15 protein-coding genes and 1 pseudogene are annotated in these 19919 nt (G+C 71.0%); 6 read left to right on the forward strand and 10 right to left on the reverse strand.

Annotation, left to right across the window (positions count from 1 at the left end; genetic code table 11):
- Positions 1 to 20 precede the first annotated feature (20 nt).
- The 3 genes from PV734_RS04260 to PV734_RS04270 all read left to right on the forward strand — a co-directional run bounded on the left by PV734_RS04260 (position 21) and on the right by PV734_RS04270 (position 6141).
- Positions 21 to 1451 carry a family 43 glycosylhydrolase gene (locus PV734_RS04260; RefSeq protein ID WP_319288792.1) on the forward strand — a complete coding sequence of 477 codons (1431 nt, stop codon included), beginning with the start codon at positions 21 to 23 and terminating at the stop codon, positions 1449 to 1451.
- A gap of 227 nt (positions 1452 to 1678) precedes the next feature.
- Complete coding sequence (locus PV734_RS04265; RefSeq protein WP_319288793.1) at positions 1679 to 5143, forward strand: DNA polymerase III subunit alpha; 3465 nt, start codon at positions 1679 to 1681, stop codon at positions 5141 to 5143.
- Positions 5140 to 6141, forward strand: coding sequence for a DNA polymerase thumb domain-containing protein (locus tag PV734_RS04270; protein ID WP_319288794.1), 1002 nt, complete (start codon positions 5140 to 5142; stop codon positions 6139 to 6141). Before PV734_RS04265 ends, PV734_RS04270 begins: the two co-directional genes overlap by 4 nt.
- A 181-nt stretch (positions 6142 to 6322) precedes the next feature.
- Here PV734_RS04270 and PV734_RS04280 read toward each other — a convergent pair whose 3' ends face one another.
- The 5 genes from PV734_RS04280 to PV734_RS04300 form a co-directional block, all read right to left on the reverse strand.
- Positions 6323 to 8035 (reverse strand): sulfate permease, encoded by a 1713-nt coding sequence (locus tag PV734_RS04280; RefSeq protein ID WP_319288795.1) that lies wholly within the window; start codon positions 8033 to 8035, stop codon positions 6323 to 6325.
- Positions 8036 to 8218: 183 nt separating this feature from the next.
- Positions 8219 to 9022, reverse strand: a complete 804-nt coding sequence (ppk2, locus tag PV734_RS04285) for a polyphosphate kinase 2 (RefSeq protein WP_319288796.1) — start codon at positions 9020 to 9022, stop codon at positions 8219 to 8221.
- Positions 9023 to 9209: 187 nt separating this feature from the next.
- Positions 9210 to 9866 carry a response regulator transcription factor gene (locus PV734_RS04290; protein WP_319098490.1) on the reverse strand — a complete coding sequence of 219 codons (657 nt, stop codon included), beginning with the start codon at positions 9864 to 9866 and terminating at the stop codon, positions 9210 to 9212.
- The gene (locus PV734_RS04295) at positions 9863 to 11200 is read right to left on the reverse strand and encodes a sensor histidine kinase (protein WP_319288797.1); all 1338 of its coding nucleotides are present in this window, start codon (positions 11198 to 11200) and stop codon (positions 9863 to 9865) included. The genes PV734_RS04290 and PV734_RS04295 overlap by 4 nt, the downstream gene beginning before the upstream one ends.
- A gap of 163 nt (positions 11201 to 11363) precedes the next feature.
- On the reverse strand, positions 11364 to 13625 hold the full coding sequence (locus PV734_RS04300; protein WP_319288798.1) for an MMPL family transporter: 2262 nt from the start codon (positions 13623 to 13625) through the stop codon (positions 11364 to 11366).
- A 334-nt stretch (positions 13626 to 13959) separates the two neighbouring features.
- Here PV734_RS04300 and PV734_RS04305 point away from each other — a divergent pair, with 334 nt between their 5' ends.
- Positions 13960 to 14868, forward strand: coding sequence for an esterase/lipase family protein (locus PV734_RS04305; protein WP_319098485.1), 909 nt, complete (start codon positions 13960 to 13962; stop codon positions 14866 to 14868).
- 63 nt (positions 14869 to 14931) lie between these two features.
- Here PV734_RS04305 and PV734_RS04310 read toward each other — a convergent pair.
- A pseudogene (locus tag PV734_RS04310) lies at positions 14932 to 15703 on the reverse strand (lytic polysaccharide monooxygenase).
- Between the two features lie 155 nt (positions 15704 to 15858).
- Positions 15859 to 15993 (reverse strand): hypothetical protein, encoded by a 135-nt coding sequence (locus tag PV734_RS04315; protein WP_319098483.1) that lies wholly within the window; start codon positions 15991 to 15993, stop codon positions 15859 to 15861.
- A gap of 137 nt (positions 15994 to 16130) precedes the next feature.
- Here PV734_RS04315 and PV734_RS04320 point away from each other — a divergent pair, with 137 nt between their 5' ends.
- Positions 16131 to 16718, forward strand: coding sequence for a class I SAM-dependent methyltransferase (locus PV734_RS04320; protein WP_319288799.1), 588 nt, complete (start codon positions 16131 to 16133; stop codon positions 16716 to 16718).
- A gap of 23 nt (positions 16719 to 16741) precedes the next feature.
- Here the strand turns inward: PV734_RS04320 and PV734_RS04325 are convergent, their stop codons facing one another.
- Both PV734_RS04325 and PV734_RS04330 read right to left on the reverse strand, forming a co-directional pair.
- Positions 16742 to 17242, reverse strand: coding sequence for a DUF402 domain-containing protein (locus PV734_RS04325; RefSeq protein WP_319098481.1), 501 nt, complete (start codon positions 17240 to 17242; stop codon positions 16742 to 16744).
- Complete coding sequence (locus tag PV734_RS04330; protein WP_319288800.1) at positions 17223 to 18152, reverse strand: GNAT family N-acetyltransferase; 930 nt, start codon at positions 18150 to 18152, stop codon at positions 17223 to 17225. Before PV734_RS04330 ends, PV734_RS04325 begins: the two co-directional genes overlap by 20 nt.
- Before the next feature lie 71 nt (positions 18153 to 18223).
- Between PV734_RS04330 and PV734_RS04335 the strand changes: the two genes are divergently transcribed.
- On the forward strand, positions 18224 to 18592 hold the full coding sequence (locus PV734_RS04335; protein ID WP_319098479.1) for a GntR family transcriptional regulator: 369 nt from the start codon (positions 18224 to 18226) through the stop codon (positions 18590 to 18592).
- A gap of 209 nt (positions 18593 to 18801) precedes the next feature.
- Here the strand turns inward: PV734_RS04335 and PV734_RS04340 are convergent, their stop codons facing one another.
- Positions 18802 to 19896, reverse strand: coding sequence for a DUF5925 domain-containing protein (locus PV734_RS04340; protein WP_319198848.1), 1095 nt, complete (start codon positions 19894 to 19896; stop codon positions 18802 to 18804).
- Between the last annotated feature and the right edge of the window lie 23 nt (positions 19897 to 19919).

Here is a 19919-nt window from a genome sequence, read left to right on the forward strand (position 1 = left end):
GCGACACAAAGGAGTCTCGCGTGACCAGACATGACACCGAAGAGCGCCGCCCCGGCAGACGCGGCAGGGCCCCACGTCCTGCCCTCGCGTCGATCCTGGTCGCACTGCTCACCCTTCTGGGCCTGGTCACCGCCGGGCCCGCGCAGGCGCTCAGCGGTGACCTGCGCATGCACGACCCCAGTCTCATCAAGGTCGGCAGCTGCTACTACGGGTTCTCCACCGGCTTCGAGAACGACTCGCTCAATCCCAGCGGGTCCATCACCATCCGCAAGACGTGCGCCGCCACCGCGGCGTCCGGCTGGACGAAGGTCGGCAACGTCTGGGGATCGACGCCGTCCTGGATCACCGCCAAGCTCGGCTCGACCCCGCCGAACATCTGGGCCCCCGACGTCAAGTACTTCAACGGCAAGTACCACCTGTACTACGCCGGTTCGCTCTGGGGCTCCGCCTACGCCGTCATGGGTCTGGCCACCGCCACCAACATCGAAGGCCCCTGGACCGACCAGGGCATGGTCACTGACGTCAACTACCCGATCGACCCCAACGTCGACTGGGGACCCGACGGCCGGCTGTACATCACCTGGGGCTCCTTCACCGGCCCCGGCACCTACATGCACGTCCTGGACGAGGCCACCGGCAAGTTGTCGACCACCGACAACAACCTCTGGCACCTCGCCGTCGGCATGGAGAACCCGACGATCATCCTGGACGGCGGCTACTACTACCTCTTCGGCTCCAAGGGGCTGTGCTGCAGCGGAACCAACAGCAACTACTACACGGTGGTCGGGCGGTCCACCAGCATCACCGGCCCCTACCTCGACCAGAGCGGCGTCAACATGCTCTCGAACGGCGGGACCACCGTCCTCACCGGCGCCCGCCCCAAGGTGGCGGCCGGCGGCGCGGACGCCTACGACGACGGCGCCTCCAAGTTCCTCGCCTACCACTACTACGACGCCGACAACGCCGGACGCGAGACGCTCGACATCCGTCAGGTGACCTTCGCGAACGGCTGGCCCGTCCTCGCGGGTCCGCTCGGGGCCGCGAACAACCACCTCCTCAACCGCAACGCCGACAAATGCGCCGACGTATGGTCCGCGAGCACGGCCGACGGCGCATCGGTGAACTCGGGGAACTGCAACTCCGGTACCAACCAGCAGTGGGTCTCCACCGCCGTCGGCTCCGACTACCGACTCGTCAACGTCAACAGCGGCAAGTGCCTGCAGATCGCCGGCGCCTCCACCGCCAACGGGGCCCTGGCCGTCCAGTCGACCTGCACCGGCGCCTCGCACCAGCTGTGGAAGAAGACCGCCGTGATCGGCGGCTACGTCACCTACACCAACGTCAACAGCGGCAAGTGCCTGGAAGTCGCCGGGGCGTCCACCGCCAACGGCGCGGCCCTGGACCAGTCCACCTGCAACGCCGGTGTCAACCAGCAGTGGATGGTCGTCTGACACTTGAACACACCCTGTGCCGCCGGGCGTGAGGAGGATGTGCTCCTCACGCCCGGCGGCGTCTCGCCGCCCCGGCCCCGCACGGGCGGTATCGACCTCCCGCATGCCCGAGGCGGCATCTCTCGAATCGCATAAATGTTCGATGCTGGTCTAGGGTGGTGACTGTACTCCGGAGGGGCCGGAGTGCAGTGCGGAGACAGGGGGCAGTAAGTGGCGAGGTGGTCCAGATGCGCGGTTTTACGCATCTGCACGCCGTCTCCGGGTTCTCCCTGCGGTACGGCGCCTCGCACCCCGAGCAGCTTGCGGAGCGGGCCGTCGAGCGGGGGATGGACGCGGTCGCCCTGACCGACCGGGACACCCTCGGCGGGGCCGTCCGTTTCGCCAAGGCCGCAGGCCGGGCCGGTGTCCGCCCCCTGTTCGGAGTGGATCTCGCGGTGGAGGCGCCTCCCGAAGCGGCCGGACGCACAGAGCGGCGACGCGCACCGGCCCGCGGCGGCGCCTTCGTCGACGAGTCGGCCCAGCGCGCGGTTTTCCTTGCCCGGGACGGAGCCCGCGGCTGGTCCGAACTGTGCCGGCTGGTGAGTGCCGCGCACGCGGACACCGCGGGAGACCGGCGCCCCCTGCTGTCCTGGGACGCCCTCGGCGGGGAACACCTCACCGTGCTGCTCGGCCCCGCCTCTGACGTCGGCCGCGCCCTGGCGGCGGGGCGGCCGGACCGTGCCGCCCAGCTGCTCGCACCCTGGCGGGAGCGGTACGAGGACGCGGCGCTGCGCATCGAGGTCGTCTGCCACGGCCGTGGTGGCACCGGTTCCGGTTCGCTGCGGCTCGCGGCCCGCGCCCTCGGCTTCGCCGCCGATCAGCGGATCACCCCCGTCCTGAGCAACGCCGTGCGGTACGCCGATCCCGGCCAGGGCCCGGTCGCGGACGTCCTGGACTCCGCGCGCCGCCTGGTGCCGATCGACCCACGCGGCGAACGCGACTGCGGCGAGCGCTGGCTCAAGCCGGCCACGGACATGGCACGCATTGCCGAGCAGGTCGCCGAGGCCGCCGGGTACGGTGCGAACACCGCCCGCAGACTGCTGGAGGTCACCGAGGAGACCGCCGCCGCCTGCCGGGTCGATCCCGAGGACGACCTGGGACTCGGCCGCGTGCACTTCCCCGAGCCGGAACTCGTCGGTGCCCGTCGGCACAGCCCCGAACAGGTGCTGCGTTCGAAGTGCGCCGCCGCGATGCTGCCGCACCGCTACGACCGCGACCGCCGCCGCTGGGAGCGCCTCGATGACGAACTGCGGCTGATCGAGAGACTGGGATACGCCTCGTACTTCCTCACCGTTGCCCAGGTCGTCGCCGACACCCGTGAACTCGGCATCCGGGTCGCCGCCCGCGGTTCCGGCGCGGGTTCCCTGGTCAACCATCTCCTCGGGATCGCCACCGCCGATCCGGTCGAGCACGGTCTGCTCATGGAGCGCTTCCTGTCCGACCGGCGTACGGAACTGCCCGACATCGACATCGACGTGGAGTCCGCCCGCCGCCTGGACGTCTACCGGGCGATCATCGACCGCTTCGGCCCGGAGCGGGTGGCCACCGTGTCCATGCCGGAGACCTACCGCGTACGGCATGCCGTGCGCGATGTCGGCCTTGCCCTCGGTCTGGATCCGGCCGAGGTGGACCGGCTTGCAAAATCGTTTCCTCATATCCGGGCCCGGGATGCCAGAGCCGCCCTGCAGGAGTTGCCGGAACTGCGCGGCATCGACCCGGAGGCGTACGGCCCGCACATGTGGGACCTGGTCGAGGCCCTGGACGCGCTCCCGCGCGGCATCGCCATGCACCCGTGCGGTGTCCTGCTCTCCGACGCGACGCTGCTGCACCGCACCCCGGTCGTGCCGACCAGCGGCGAGGGCTTCCCGATGTCCCAGTTCGACAAGGAGGACGTGGAGGACCTCGGGCTGCTCAAGCTCGACGTGCTCGGCGTACGCATGCAGTCCGCCATGGCGCACGCCGTCACCGAGATCGAGCGGTCCACCGGGCACCGTGTCGACCTGGACGACGCCACCCAGGTGCCGCCGGACGACCCGAAGACGTTCCAGCTGATCAAGTCCTCGCAGACGCTGGGCTGTTTCCAGACCGAGTCACCCGGTCAGCGCGACCTCATCGCCCGGTTGCAGCCCGAGACCTTCCATGACCTCGTCGTCGACATCTCGCTCTTCAGGCCAGGACCTGTCGCGGCCAACATGGTCGATCCGTTCATCAAGGCCAGGCACGGGCGCCAGGCACCCCGCTGTCCGCACCCCGACCTGGAGCCCGCGCTGCGGGAGACGTACGGCGTGGTGGTCTTCCATGAACAGATCATCCGGATCCTGTCCGTCATGACCGGCTGCACCCTGGCCTTCGGCGACTACACACGGCGGGCGCTGTCGGACGCCGACCGGGTCGGACGCGTACGGGCGTGGTTCGCGCAGGAGGCCCGCAAGAGGGGGTACGAGGAGGAGGTCGTCGAGCGGACCTGGGAGATCGTCGAGGCGTTCGGGGCGTACGGCTTCTGCAAGGCGCACGCGGTGGCCTTCGCGGTGCCCTCGTACCAGTCGGCGTGGCTGAAGACCCATCATCCGGCCGCCTTCTACGCGGGGCTTCTCACGCACGACCCGGGGATGTATCCGAAGCGGCTGCTGCTCGCGGATGCCCGTCGGCGGGGCGTACCGATCCTGCCGCTCGATGTGAACGCGTCGGACGCCGCCTATCGAATCGAACTGGTGTCTGATATGGAGAGTGGTCGGCCCGTTCACGGGGTCCGGCTCGCTCTGTGTGACGTGCGCGGGATGAGTGGGAGCGAGGCGGCGCGCATCGTCGCCGGGCGCCCCTACAGCTCGCTCCAGGACTTCGCTTCTCGGGCCCGGCCGTCCCGGCCCGTCGCCGAACGCCTCGCCCAGGTCGGCGCGTTGGACACCTTCGGCCGCAACCGCCGCGACCTGCTGCTGCACCTCGCTGAGCTGCATCACAGCCAACGGGGCTCCGCACAGGGCCAGTTGACGCTGGGGGAGACCGACGCGGCCCACCGTACGGTCGCCCCCGCCGGTCTGCCCGACCTGGACGACGCCGAGCGGCTCGGAGCCGAACTCGGGGTGCTCGGCATGGACACCTCGCGTCATCTCATGGGCGATCACCGGGAGTTGCTGGGAGAGCTCGGCGCCATTCCCGCGAAGCGGCTGAAGGACCTGCCGCACGGACAGGTGGTGCTGGTCGCCGGTGCGAAAGGGGCCGTACAGACCCCGCCGATCCGCTCCGGCAAGCGGGTCATCTTCACGACACTCGACGACACGACCGGCCTGGTGGACTGCGCGTTCTTCGAGGACAGCCACGACGCCAGCGCGCACACCGTCTTCCACTCCTGGCTGCTGCTCGTGCGCGGAGTGGTGCAGCGCCGTGGCGGAGGCAGCGGAAAGGCGCTGTCGGTGACCGGCTCCGCCGCCTGGGACCTCACCGAACTGGCCGAACTGCGCCGCGAGGGCGGCCTGTCGGCGGTCACGGAACGACTCACCCAGGCCGATGCACCATCGGGCGGAGCCGCGGACAGCCGCAGTCTCCGGCTGGAAACCGGCTACGCGCTGCATCCCTGGGCGGATCTGCAGCCGCCCGGCGAATCCGTCAAACAGAGCCGCAAGCTGTGGCACCAGAGCCCCGGGAGCGCGGGATGAACATCCTCTACATCCACTTCCACGACCTGCGGGACGAGCAGATCTACAGCAGGCTTCTCGCCCTGCTGGCCGAGTACACCCCCCTGGTGCAGGCCCTGCCACCGGATGCCGCACTGGCCGACGTCTCCGGCAGCCTGCGCTACTTCGGCACGGACGCCACGGCACTGGCCGAGCGCATCCGAGCACGCACCGGCGGGCTGTACGGACTCCGCTCGACGGCCGGTGTCGCCGCGAACCCGCTGCTTGCCCGTATGGTCGCGGCCGACGGCCCGCCCTCGACGGTCCGCACCCTGCCCGACGACATCGACACGGTCACCGCCTTCCTCGCGAAGAAACCCACCGGCGCCCTGCAAGGCGTGGGACCGGCGACCGCCCGCACCCTGTCCTCGTACGGCCTGGACAGCGTCGGCAGGATCGCCGCCGCACCACTCGGCACACTGCAGCGCATCCTGGGCGTCACCGCCGGCCGCAACCTCCACGACGCGGCCCACGGCCTCGACCCGACACCAGTGATCCCCTCGGCCCCGCCCCGCGCGATGAGCGTCGAACACCGCTTCGCTCAGGACGAGTTGGACCGGGACCGGCAGCGTGCCGCCCTGCTCGCGCTCACCGACCGCCTCGGCCTGCGACTGCGTGGCGAATCCCAGGCGGCCTGCGCCCTCACTCTCACCATCCGCTACGCGGACCGCTCGACGACAACGCGCACCCGCAAACTGCACGAACCCACCGCCCACACACGCTCCCTGACGGCACTCGCCTACGACCTCCATGACCGACTCGCTCTTCAACGCGCCCGCGTCCGCGTCATCTCTCTGCGGGCGGAGAACCTGATCGCCGCCGAACAGGCCCCCCGCCAACTGCTCTTCGAGCCGACCGACGAGAAAGCCCGCCGCATCGAGGCCGCCGCCGATCGGGCCCGGGACCGGTTCGGCGCGGAGGCGGTGCAGCCGGCAGGAGTGGCGACGCCGCCCGCGCGGCAACTGCCCAGGGTCTGCTGAACGACCTCGGGCCGCAGCGGGCGAGAGTTCGCGCCTTCGTGATCCGTGCCGATGCCCTGCTCTCCACGGACCCGGGCGACGATCGCGCCCGCGTGGCCGAAGCCGCCGCTGACCGCGCCCGCCGCCGCTTCGGACCCGGGGCATCCGCTCGGGTACAGGCCGGGCCACCCGGGCGCCACGTCTACTGGCGGCTGAGCCACGCGCGGTAGGCGGTTACGGCGGTGGGGAGCGTCGGGAACATCAGGTCCTCGCCGACCGAGTCCACCAGGCCGTACGCCAACAGGTCGTGCCGCAGATCCTGTTTCACCCGGGCGAGGGCGAACACGACGCCCCGGCCGGTCAGTTCGCGGCGCAGTTCGTCGACCGCGTCGAGGGCGGTGATGTCGACCTCGACATTGGCCTCGGTGTTGAGCACGAACCAGCGGACGGGGTCGGACTGTCGGTCGACGGCGGCCAGGGCGCGGCGCCGGAAGTCCTCCGCGTTGGCGAAGAACAGCGGCGAGTCGTAGCGGTAGACGAGCAGACCGGGGATCGTACGGGCCTGCGGGTAGTCGTCGATGTCGTGCATGCCGGCCACCCCGGGGACCAGCCCCTCGACGGCGTCGTGCGGACGCGCCACCCGTGTCAGCAGCTCGGCCACCGACAGTCCGACGGCCACGATCACCCCGTACAGGATGTCCAGGGCGAGCACCCCGACGAGACAGCCCAGTGCCAGGAGCAACTCCCGGCGGCGGAACGAGGCCAGTCGGCGGAAGCCGGCGAGGTCGATCATCCGGACCGCGGCGTAGACGACGAGCGCGCCGAGCACGGCGGACGGTGTGTGCGTCAGCAGCGGGCTCAGGAAGAGCAGTACGGCGAGTACCACCGCCCCGGCCACCAGCGAGTACGCCTGGCTGCGGGCGCCCGCCGACGAGGCCAGCGCGGTCCGGCTCGCACTGCTGCTCACCGGGAAGCCGTGCAGTGCCCCGGCGCCCAGGTTGGCCGCGCCGAGGGCGAGGAACTCCTGGTTGGCGTCGAGCCCCGGACCCTTGTCGTCGTGGTCGGCGAACGCCCGGGCGGTGAGGATGAAGTCGGTGTAGGCGACCAGGAGCACGCCGAGCGCGGGCAGCACCAGGTGTGGCAGCTCGGTCAGGTCCGGGACGGCGACGCTCGGCAGACCGGAGGGGACCTCGCCGATCACCTTGAGCTCGTACCGGCTGTCGAGGTCGAGAACCGTGACGGCGGCGGTGGCGAGGACGAACGCCACCAGGGGGCCCGGCACGGCGGGCACGAAACGGACCATCGTGAACAGGAGCCCGAGGACGACGGCCGAGAAGACGACGGTGGCCAGGTGCGCGTCCGCCAAGTGGCTCAGGAAGGACCACAGTTGGGGGAAGAACTCGGTCCCGGTCGTCCGTACCCCGGTGAGTTTGGGCAGCTGGTCCACCATCATGATGAGGGCCACGCCCGCCAGATAGCCGATCAGCACCGGGCGGGACAGCAGGTCCGCGAGGAAGCCGAGGCGCATCGCCCGGGCGGCCAGACAGAGCAGCCCGACCGTGACCGCGAGGGCCGCGGCCAGCGACGCGTAGCGTCCGGCGTCCCCGGCGGCGAGGGGTGCGACCACGGCGGCCGTCATGAGGGCGGTCGTGGACTCGGGCCCGACCGACAGCCGCCGTGCGGAACCGAACAGGGCGTACATCGCCAGGGCCGGCAGGATCGCCCACAGCCCGCTGACCGGCGGCAGCCCGGCCACCCCCGCGTAGGCCATGACCTGCGGAACCAGGTACGCGGCCACGGTCACCCCGGCGAGCAGGTCGCCCGGGAGCCACGCCCGCCGGTAGCCGAGCAGCACGACGAGTCCGGGCGCCAGCCGGCGCAACCGGGGGAGATGTCTGGCCGAGCCCTGGGACATGTGTCGCCTTCCGTCGTCTGCCCCCATGATCCACCGGCGCGGAAGCAGAGCGAGAGCCCTTGGGGCCCTGCGGGCCACACCCGGCCCAACGGCCCCTGGGGACAGGGCCGTTCGGGCCTGCGGCAACAGAAACCCCTCGGCCGGGGCAGGGCACCCGAGAAGGTGCGAGAGGTGACCGGTCGCTCAGAGGCTCGCCGCGTGGTCGGGGACGTAGGTCTGCAGATCGCGCGGCGGGCGCTGGTAGCCGGTCGACGGCGGTCGCTCCGGCAGCTTCAGCACCGGTGGCGGTACCTCGTGGTAGGGCACGGACGACAGCAGGTGGGCGATCATGTTCAGCCGCGCCCGACGTTTGTCGTCGCTCTCCACCACGTACCAGGGGGCCTCGGCGATGTCGGTGTGGACCAGCATCTCGTCCTTGGCGCGGGAGTACGCCTCCCAGTGGGTGATCGACTCCAGGTCCATCGGCGAGAGCTTCCAGCGCCGCAGCGGGTCCTCAAGGCGCTTGCGGAACCGCTCCTGCTGTTCGGTGTCGCTCACCGAGAACCAGTACTTGCGCAGCAGGACCCCGGCTTCGACCAGCATGCGTTCGAAGATCGGGCACTGACGGAGGAAGAGCTGGTGCTCCTCCTTCGTGCAGAAGCCCATCACGTGCTCGACCCCGGCCCGGTTGTACCAGGACCGGTCGAACAGCACGATCTCCCCGGCCGACGGGAGCTGCTCGACGTACCGCTGGAAGTACCACTGCGTGCGTTCACGCTCGGTCGGTTTCGGGAGCGCCGCGATCCTGGCCACGCGCGGGTTGAGGTGCTCGGCGACCCGTTTGATCGTGCCGCCCTTGCCCGCCGCGTCCCGCCCCTCGAAGACCACCACCAGCCGGGTGCCGGTCGCCCGCACCCACTCCTGCAGCTTCACCAACTCGGTCTGCAGACGCAGCAGTTCCTTCTCGTACTCCTTGCGCGGCAGCGCCGCCGCCTTCTTGCCGGCCATGCCGCCTCCACCGCCCGATAGCCCCTACGCCGACGACTTCCGGAGCCTCCCCCAGGTCCGAGGTCGAACACCAGGACGCCACCGTACTTTCCGACGGCGAGCCGCGCACCCGCTCCGGGGTCCGGGACCGGTGCCGGAACGCGGCTTCACGACGACGACCGTCCACCCCGGCCGGTGAGGCGTCCCGTCAGGCCGGGCGCACCAGACCGGCGTCGTACGCGAAGATCACCGCCTGTACCCGGTCGCGGGCGCCGATCTTGGCGAGGATTCGGCTGACGTGGGACTTCACGGTGGACTCGGCGAGGTGGAGGCTCTCCGCGATCTCCGTGTTGTTGGAGCCGACCGCCATGGCGGTCAGGACCTCGCGTTCGCGGTCGGTGAGGTCGGCGAGCCGGCGTTCGTGCTCGGGGGCGCTGCCGGTGCGCCGGCTGGTGAAGGTGTCGATGAGCTTGCGGGTGATACCGGGGGAGATCACCGAGTCCCCGGCGGCCACCGCGCGGATGCCGACGACGAGTTCCTCGGGACGCGCGTCCTTGAGGAAGAAGCCGCTCGCTCCGGCGCGCAGCGCGTCGTACGCGTACTCGTCGAGATCGAAGGTGGTCAGCACCAGGACACGGGAGCGACCCCCGGACTCGACGATGCGCCGGGTGGCCTCGATACCGTCCATACCGGGCATCCGTACGTCCATCAGGACGACGTCGGGACGCAGCTCGGCGGCCTTGCGGACCGCTTCGCTGCCGTTGGTGGCCTCGTCGACCACGGTCATGTCGGCTTCCGCCTCCAGCAGCATGCGGAAGCCGAGGCGTTGCAGGGTCTGGTCGTCGACGATCAGGACGGTGGTCATGCCGGGAGGTTCTCCGTGGGGTTGCCGGTGGTGCCGGACGGGGGATCGGGGAAGAGGACCGCGCGGACACTCCAGCCGCCGTTGCGGTTGGGGCCCGCGTTGACGCTGCCGTCGTAGAGGGCGGCGCGTTGCCGCATGCCGACCAGGCCCCGGCCGCTGCCTGCCTTCGCGGGGCCCGCCTTCCGGGGGCGCGACGGGCCGCTGTCCTCGACGGTGACGCGGAGCGCGCCGGAACGGTCGGTGACAGAGGCGGCGAGAGAGACGGTGACGGTGACGTCGGTTTCGGGAACCGAGTGCTTGAGGGTGTTGGTCAGGGCCTCCTGGACGATGCGGTAGACGGCCAGCTGAACGCCCTGGCTCAGTCCGGTCAGCTCTCCCTCGGTGTGCAGGGCGGCGGTCGGGCCGGCGGCCCGGACCCGTTCCAGCAGGGCCTCCAGATCGGCGAGACCCGGCTGCGGGGCGAGCGGGGCCTCGTTCCGGGGGTCCTGCTCGTCCCCGATGACGGCGAGCAGCCGGCGCAGTTCGCCCAGCGCGTCCCGGCCGCTGTCGCCGATGATGCGGAGTGTCTCCGCACCGCGTTCCGGTTTGGTCCGGGAGAGGGAGGCGCCGCCGTCGGCGAGGCCGACGATGACGGCGAGGGTGTGACCCAGGATGTCGTGCATCTCCCGGGAGACCCGGGCCCGCTCCCGGGCGGCGGACAGCCGGGCCTGCTGGTCGCGGTCCGTCTCCAGAGCGGCGATCACGGTGTTCACCAGGCGCCCGGACAGGCCCAGACAGGCGAACGCCGTCACGACGACCAGCGACATCGTCAGCACCACCCAGGGGCGGGTGGCCTGCGCGATCTGGTCGGCGTTCCAGAAGAGGGGGCCCGCCACGGTGATCTGCGTCAGGGTGACGGCGGTCGCCAGCGCCGCCTGCCGGAGGGTGGCGTAGCGGCCCGTGTTGTACAGGGCCACGATCCACGCCCCGCTCGCGCCGGTGAGCATTCCCAGGGAGGTGACGACGACGGAGACGACCGTGATGACGGCCCAGACCAGCACGGGCCTCCGCTCCCGCCACAGCAGCGGGACGGTGAGCGCCAGAGTGAGAGCCGCCTTCACCGGGAGGCTGGGACCGACGTCCGCGTCGAACACCTCGGAGCCGCCCAGCAGGGTGCAGAAGACGGGTACCGCCCAGCGCCGGAAGCCAGGATGTGCCTGGTCGGCGTGGTGCCATCCGGCCACCCGGGTGATGATCGGCGCGAGCGCGCGCTGCTCGGCGTCGTCCGGCGACGGTGGGGCGGACCGGCGGCTGTCGGACACCGCCGCCAGTACGGCTGCGTTCGGTGCGCTCACTCTGTACGCCCTTCACGGTGCGGGCAGGCCCGTCCGCCGGCCTCGGGGGAGTGGACCGGCGGACGGGGACTCGGGCACGGCCGCCGGGTCCCAAACGCCCAGATGGGGATCGTACGGCCGAGCGGTCCGCGCTTCCTGACAGGACTTTCCTCAGGGCTTCCTGTCAGGGCTTGCGGGCCAGGTTCCTGCCGGTCTTCCGGGGCTCCTCGGTCTCCTCGGTCTCCTCGGCCACGGGGCCGTCCGGGGCTGGCGTCCGCTGTGCCTCCAGTGCGTGGCGCAGCCTCTCGCCCTCGACGTCCACGTTCGGCATGATCCGGTCGAGCCACCCGGGCAGGGCCCAGGCGCGGCGGCCCAGCAGGGTCATCACCGCCGGGACGATGGTCATCCGGACGACGAAGGCGTCGAAGAGGACGGCGGAGGCGAGACCCAGGCCGATCGACTTGACCAGCGCGGTGTCGTCCAGCAGGAACCCGGCGAAGACGGAGATCATGATGATCGCCGCGGCGGAGACCACCCGGCCGCCGTGCCTGAAGCCCGCGATGATCGCCTCCGTGGGTTCGGCGCCGTGGACGTACTCCTCCCGCATCCGGGTGACGAGGAAGACCTCGTAGTCCATGGCGAGACCGAAGACAATGCCGATCAGCAGGATGGGCAGGACGCTGACGATCGGCTGGGTCTGGTCGATGCCGAAGAGGTCCTTCAGCCAGCCCCACTGGAAGACCGCGACCAGCACACCGAGGGTGGCCACCACGCTGAGCAGGAAACCGAGGGCGGCCTTGAGCGGTACCAGGATCGAGCGGAACACCAGCAGGAGCAGGATCAGTGCCAGACCGACCACGATGGCCAGGTAGGGCAGCATGGCCTCGCCCAGCTTGGTGGAGACGTCGATGTTGACGGCGGTCGTGCCGGTGACCATCAGATCGGCGCCGGTGTCCTTCTCCAGGGCGGCACTGTGGTCACGGATGTCGGCGACCAGGTCCTTCGTGGCCTCGCTGGTCGGGGAACTCTTCGGGATCACCCCGATCAGCGCCACGTCACCGGCTTCGTTGAAGGCGGCCGGGCGGGCGGCGGCCATGTCGGGCAGCCTGCTGATCGTGTCGTACGCGTTCTGGGCCGCGGTCTTCGGGTCGTCGCTGCCGCGGGCGTCGACGACCACTGTCAGCGGACCGTTGAAGCCGGGCCCGAAGCCCTTGCTCAGGGTGTCGTAGGCGATGCGCTGGGTGGAGCCGGGGGAGGCCATGCTGTCGTCGGGCAGGGTGAGGCGCAGAGACATCGCCGGAATGGCCAGCAGCCCCAGGCCCGCCACCGAGACGACGAGCATCTTGACCGGGTTACGGGTGACGAACCGGCCCCAGCGCACGCCCATCGCCTCGCGCTCGCCGCGCTCCTCGGCGCGATGGCGCTCGGTGGTGAGCTTGCCCTTCATGATCCGCATACCGGCGAATCCCAGCACCGCGGGCAGCAGCGTCAGCGCGATGACCACGGCGACGGCGACCGCGAAGGCCGCGGCCAGGCCCATCGTGGTGAGCATCTTGATGCCGATGACGCTCAGCCCGGCCAGCGCGATGATCACCGTCAGTCCGGCGAAGACGACCGCCGATCCGGCGGTGCCCAGGGCGCGTCCGGCGGCCTCCTCCGGCTCGTGCCCGTCCCGGATCTCGCTGCGGTAGCGGGAGACGATGAACAGGGCGTAGTCGATCGCCACGGCCAGACCGAGCATCAGTGCCAGGGTCGAGGAGGCGGACGCCATGTCGAAGAACCGGGTGGAGACGGTGATGCACAGGATCGCCACGCCCACGCCGAGGAGCGCGGTCAGCAGCGGCAGCCCGGCGGCGATCATCGAGCCGAAGGTGATGACCAGCGCGACGGCGGCGACCGCGAGGCCGATCAGCTCGGCGGCCTTGCTCGCGGCCTTCTCCTGTACGGCGCTGCCGCCCAGGCTCACGGTCAGCCCGGCCTTCTCGCCCTTCGCGGCGACCTGGTTCAGCGCCTCGGACGCGGCGTCGGTGATGTCGGCCTTGGGCGCCTTGTAGGTGACCTGGGCGTAGGCGATCGTGCCGTCCTTGCTGACCTGGCCTCCGCTGAAGGGCTCGGTGACGTTCGCGACCTGCGGCGCCTTCCTGAGGTCGGCCATGAGGGAGGTGATCTCGGCCTTGTTGGCGCTGGAGGTCAGCTTCTGCCCGGCGGGCGCCTCGAAGACGACCCGCGCGTTGGCCCCGTCCGCGGAGGCCTGCGGGAACTCCTTGCCGAGCAGGTCGATCGCCTTCTGGGACTGCGTGCCGGGCAGGGTGAAGTCGTCCGTCGTCTTGCCGGAGACGCCGGCGGCGCCTGTACCGACGACGGCGAGTACGACGATCCAGAACATCAGGAAGAGCCGTCGGCGTCGGAAGGCGAGCCGGCCCAGTCGATACAGGAACGTGGCCACGGAAGTACTCCCAGCAGGAGATGGATCATTGCGCGAACAGGGCTTGATCGACCCTGTGTTCACGCTATGAGCGCTGTTCCGCGCGCCCCCGGCACCGCGGGACCCAATCCGGCGGCCGGGCAGTACCCCGGTACTGGTCGGGCTCATCCTCCGGGGAGGGGGTTTCGGAGCCCCTTTATCACGGCCTCCGGTCTGCTGTCAGAAGTTTTTACTGACGCGTAACTTCCCCGTCGCGCTACTCGCTCGTAACTTGACGAGTGAACAGCATCCTCGTGATCCGGATCACAGGGCGTAGAGCCGTCGCAACTCCCTTGAGCCGCAAGGAGATCACTCGATGCTGCCCTGGAAACGCGCACTCAGACCTCTCGCCGCACTGCTGCTGGCCGCCGCGGCCACCATCGTGCCCGTCGCCACCGCACAGGCCGGGACGCAGTCGGAAACGCAGGCAGACACGCAGGCAGAGGCGCAGGTCGAATCCGCCGCCGGCAGCGGCTGGAACGACTACTCCTGCAAGCCGTCCGCCGCACATCCCCGCCCCGTCGTCCTCGTCCACGGCACCTTCGCCAACGGGGTCGACAACTGGCTCGCCCTCGCGCCGTACCTGACCAACCGCGGCTACTGCGTCTTCTCGTTCGACTACGGCCAACTGCCCGGCGTACCCCTCTTCTACGGCCTCGGTCCCATCGACAGGTCGGCCCAGCAGCTCGCCGTCCTCGTCGACAAGGTGCTCGCCGCGACCGGCGCCGCCGAGACCGACATCGTCGGCCACTCGCAGGGCGGCATGATGCCCCGCTACTACCTCAAGTTCCTCGGCGGCGCCGCCGAGGTGCACACCCTCGTCGGCATCGCGCCCAGCAACCACGGCACCACCCTGAACGGTCTGACGAACCTGCTGGCCTACTTCCCCGGGGCCGCCGACCTGCTCTCCACCGCCACCCCCGCCCTCGCCGACCAGGTGGCGGGGTCCGCCTTCCTCACCAAGCTCAACGCGGGCGGTGACACCGTCCCGGGCGTCCACTACACGGTCCTCGCGACCAGGTACGACGAGGTGGTCACGCCTTACCGCAGCCAGTTCCTGAGCGGCTCCGACGTGCACAACGTCCTGATCCAGGACCTGTGCCCGCTGGACCTCTCCGAGCACGCCGCCATCGGCGTGCTCGACCGGATCGCGTTCCACGAGGTGACGAACGCCCTCGACCCGGCGCACGCCACCGCCACCGGCTGTCTGTCGGCGGTCGGCTGACCCGGCCGGGAACCATCCGCCGGGGTCCGGCAGGCCTGAGCCGCCGGCCGGGCCCCGGCGAGTTCAGTGACCGGGCCGGCCGGCGCCTGCCGCGCGACGCCGGACCGAGAGCAACAGGGCCGTCGCGCCCAGCGCGAGGGCGCCCGCGCCGCCCACCGCGAGGTACCGGGTGCCGGAAGTGCCGCCGGTCTCGGCGAGGTTCACGGCGGCGCCCGCCGCCTCCGGCCGCACCAGCGGCGTACGAGGGGCCGTACCGGCGGACGGCGTGGCCGATCGCGCGGGGGACGGAGTGGCGGAGGGCGTGGCGGACGGAGCGCGGGGCGCGTCGGACCGGGTCCGTGGCCGTCGCGACCGGGTGTTCGAGGTCCAGGTCGGCCCAGGAAAGGGGCTTGGCCGCGTCGTAGCCCGGCTTGGTGAGGTAGATCTCGAAGGTGCCCTTGTGCGGGGCGGTCACGCGGTACCTGAAGGGGTACGAGCCGCTGTGCACCCCGGTCGCCGGCCAGTCCGCGCGAGCCAGGTCGAGGCCCTTGAACTCGTCGTTGCCCGCGCCGCACAGCTCGCCGTCCGGGATCAGCGCCCGGTGCCGCCCGCCCGCGTCACCGATACGGATGCCGTTCCAGTCGTACAGCGCCTGCGTGCCGCCTGCGGTCACGGCCGCCCGGCATGCCGCCGACGCGGGGCTCTCGGGGCCCTCGGCGTAGCACTGGGCGACCCTGCTGACCGGGTCGCCCAGGGAGCCGTGCGCCGACGCGGGCGTGGCGCTCAGGGTGAGCGCGGCGATCCCGAGGGCGGTGACGGCGGTGACCACGGCGGCGGGGCGGCGGCGTGCGGGCATGCGGGATCTCCTCGCAACGGTCGTTCGGGGGGCGATCAGCAAACTAGCCCCAAGAAACCGCGAAATCGCCTGCTGGAGGCGGGTGAGGGAGATCCTTATGGTCGGCTTAAGGAAGGCTTCGGACTGCGCTCAGGTACGCGCCAGGCCGGCCGGCCTCAGCCGTCGGGCCACCACGTACGTGCGATGTCCTTGCGGACCTCCGGACGTGCGGTGGTGCGTTCGTCGGTTTCTTCCCGCACTCGTCGGGCGTCCGACTTCTTCAAAGGCTTCTGCACGGTTACGCGGCGCATGGCTGCCTCCTTCGGTCCACCGGGTTCCGCGTTTTCACGGAGACAGACCATTTCCGGGAGGGTGACTCATCGGCGCCGGTCTGTCAGTGGCGGCCGTCACGATTCGATTGTCAGTGGCGGGTGTCACTCTTGGCCGCATGACGAACACCGACTGGGACGCGGAAGCCGCCACCTTCGACGACGAACCCGACCACGGCCTGCGGGATCCCGTCGTCCGCGAGGCATGGGCGGACCGGCTGCGGTCCTGGCTGCCGGATCACCCGGCCGACATCCTCGACCTGGGCTGCGGCACCGGCAGCCTGTCGCTGCTCGCGTCCGAACAGGGGCACCGCGTCACCGGGGTGGACACCTCCCGGGCCATGGTCGAGCACGCCCGGAGCAAGCTGGCCGGCCGCGCCGCCGTGTTCCTCGTCGGCGACGCGGCGGCGCCACCGGTGGGGGAGGAGCGCTTCGACGTCGTGCTCGTACGGCATGTCCTGTGGACGCTGCCCGACCCCGCGCGCGTGCTGCGTCGCTGGCACGGGCTGCTCAGGGCCGGAGGGCGGCTGGTGCTGGTCGAGGGCGTGTGGGGCACGGTCAGCCCGGCCGGCATACCCGCCGACACACTCACCGAACTGCTCGCGCCCCTCGCCGCCGATGTCCGCGTGGAGCGGCTGTCCGGCGACGCCCGGCTGTGGGGACGCGAGGTCGAGGACGAGCGGTACGCGGTACTGGCCCGCCCGTAAGCCCGTGCTGCCCGCATGCCCGGTCAGGCCAGCAGCTTCTCGAAGCCGCCCTCGCGCGCCAGCGAATCCAGCTCGTCGAGGGCCGCCACTGCGGCGGACGCGGCCTGCGGATCCGACTCCGTCAGGCCGCTCTCCTCGAACTCGTCCTCGTCGAGCCGTCGTACGTCCCTGCCGTCGGCGGAGCGCCAGAGGTCCAGGTCGAGATCCTCGACGACCAGGTCGGTGCCGTCGAGGATCGCCGGGCGGGCGATGTCGCAGTACCAGCCCTTCAGCGTGCCCGCCGAGTCCCGGACCTCCTTCACCGAGTACCAGCGGTCCCGCCAGTAGTACTCCGTGAACACGTCACCGGGTTCGAAGCGGACGAAGCCGAAGTCACGGATTCCGGCCCCGGCCCAGGCGGCGCGCACGGCGAGGCGTGTGCCGTCGTCGTGGAGCAGCTCGGCGGGGTAACTGATCTTCGTGCGGCCGGCCTTGACGAGCACGACGTTCAGTGTGGGTGTGGTCTCAGGCGAGTTCGCGGACATACCGCACCTCCGTTGCGCAGATCTCGTAGCCGAACCAGTTGTTGATCGCGATCATCGGGCCGTTCCCCGCGTCGTTGCCCGTCAGTGCCTCCGTGTACCCGGCGGCGCGGGCGCGGTGCAGGGAGTCGTTCTTGGCGAGCTTCGCGAGGCCGCGGCCGCGGAAGTCACGGGCGGTGCCGGTCATCATCGTGCCGTAGCGGGTGTCGCCGTCGGTGCGGACCAGGCTGAAGGCGGCTGGGCGTCCGTCGACGACCGCGACCGAGGTCAGCTCGGGGCTGGTCAGGGGGTGCTGCCAGGTCTCGCGGAGCCAGGCCTCGTAGTCGGTGAACTCGTAGGAGACATCGCTGGGTTCGTCCGGCATGGTCTCCGCGTCCAGGGTGAACAGGGGGCGCGGGTCGGCGGCGAAGTCGGCACCCGTGCGGAGTTCGACGCCGGGCGGGGCGTCCTGGAGCGGGGGCAGTTCGCCGTTCGCCAGGTCCAGACGCATGAAGTGCGCGGTACGGCTGGAGCGGTAGCCGTGGCGCTCGGCGAAGGCGCGGTTCCCGGGGGCGTCCAGCACCCAGGCGAAGGACCTGGTCACCCCGGCCGCGGCGAGGTGCCGCTCGGCGGTACGGACAAGGAGCGCACCGGCGCCACGGCGGGTGCGATCCGGGTGCACGTACACGTTGACGTATCCCTGGCCTTGCTCCGGGCTGTCGTGGACGACCCCGGTCTGGGCGGTGCCGAGGATCTCGCCGTTTTCCTCGGCGACGAGCGCCCGGTAGTGCGCGTCGGGGTGGGCGTGCGCGATGTCGTAGGCGACGGCCTCCGAGGTGAACAGCATGAAGGGCAGGGCGCGGTGCCGGACGCGGGCGAACGCCTCGACGCCGGGCCGGTCTTCGGTGCGGAGGGCACGCACGGTCACTGTCATGAGCTCGGACGTTACGTGGGGAGATACGCCGGGTGCCTCTCATTTTCCGGCCGGTACGGGACAATCGCAGCGTGACCCTGAAGATCCGCATCGACGACAGCGCGCCGCCCTACGAGCAGGTGCGCGCCCAGATCTCCGAGCAGGCCCGGGCCGGGACGCTGCCCGTGGGGTACCGGCTGCCTACCGTGCGGGGGCTCGCCGAGTCGCTCGGTCTCGCCGCGAACACGGTGGCGAAGGCGTACCGGGCGCTGGAGTCGGACGGGGTGATCGAGACGCGGGGGCGCAACGGAACGTACATCGCTGCCGCGGGCTCGGCTGCGGAGAGGGGGGCGGCGGTTGCCGCACAGGCTTACGCGGAACAGGTTCGGCGGCTGGGGCTGGGGGAGGGGGCGGCACTCGACGCCGTCAGGGATGCCCTGCGGGCGGCTTATCAGGGGTGAGAGGGGTCGTGATTCGGCTGCGGCGCCGTGGGGGCTTGTCGCGCAGTTCCCCGCGCCCCTCAAAAGCCTGCGGTTGTCGGTGTGTTCAACGTGGCGCGGGTCCTCGTGTCGCTCAAATGCCTGCGGTTGTCGGTGTGTTCAACGTGGCGCGGGTCCGTGCGCCGCTCGAAAGCCTGCGGTTTGCTGCGCCCCTGTGCGCGCCCCGGCGACTACAGGTACAGGCCCGCGTCCGCTCCCTCTCTCTGGTCCGGGACCATGGTGGGAGTTGTGCCTCTGCGTAGGGCGTAGAGCTCGGCCAGGGTGGCGCCCTCTCGGGGGATTCCCTTTTCCGTGCCCAGCCAGGTCGTCGCCTCTCGGCGGGTCAGGGGGCCCACCTCGATGCGGGCCAGGCAGCGGCCGGGGCGGACGACGGCCGGGTGGAGGCGTTCCAGGTCCTCGTTGGTCGTCACACCCACCAGGACGTTGCGGCCCTGGCCGAGGAGACCGTCCGTCAGGTTGAGGAGGCGGGAGAGGGCCTGGCCCGCCGTGTGCTTCGCCTCGCCCCTGATCAGCTCGTCGCAGTCCTCCAGCAGGAGCAGCCGCCAGCGGCCCTTGCCCGTGCTGTCCTCCTCGCCGATCGCGATGTCCATCAGATAGCCGACGTCGGAGAACAGGCGCTCGGGGTCCAGTACGCAGTCCACCTGGCACCAGTCCCGCCAGGAACGGGCCAGCGTGCGCAGCGCGGACGTCTTGCCGGTCCCGGGCGGCCCGTGGAGCAGGAGGAGGCGGCCCGCGATGTCCTCCGGGGTCGTCTTCATCAGGCCGTCCATCGCGTCGGCCACCGGCGCGGTGTAGTTGGCGCGGACCTCGTCCCAGGTGCCCGCCGAGATCTGGCGGGTCGTGCGGTGCGGGCCCCGGCGCGGGGACACGTACCAGAAGCCCATCGTCACGTTCTCCGGCTGGGGTTCGGGCTCGTCCGTCGCTCCGTCCGTCGTCTGGCCGAGGACCTTCGCGGCCAGCTCGGAACTGGTCGCCGTCACCGTGACGTCGGCGCCGTGGTTCCAGCGGGACACCAGGAGGGTCCAGCCGTCGCCCTCCGCCAGCGTGGCACTGCGGTCGTCGTCGCGGGCGGAGCGCAGCACACGGGCGCCCGGCGGGAGGAGGGTCGCCCCGGACCGTACGCGGTCGATGTTCGCCGCGTGGGAGTACGGCTGCTCGCCCGTCGCGAAGCGGCCGAGGAACAGCGCGTCGACGACGTCGGACGGGGAGTCGCTGTCGTCGACGTTGAGCCGGATCGGCAGCGCGTCGTGTGGGTTAGCAGGCATGCGGCAATGATCCGGCACCAGGG

Origin of the sequence: Streptomyces sp. AK08-02, from assembly GCF_033795085.1 — a bacterium.
Lineage (GTDB): Bacteria > Actinomycetota > Actinomycetes > Streptomycetales > Streptomycetaceae > Streptomyces > Streptomyces echiniscabiei.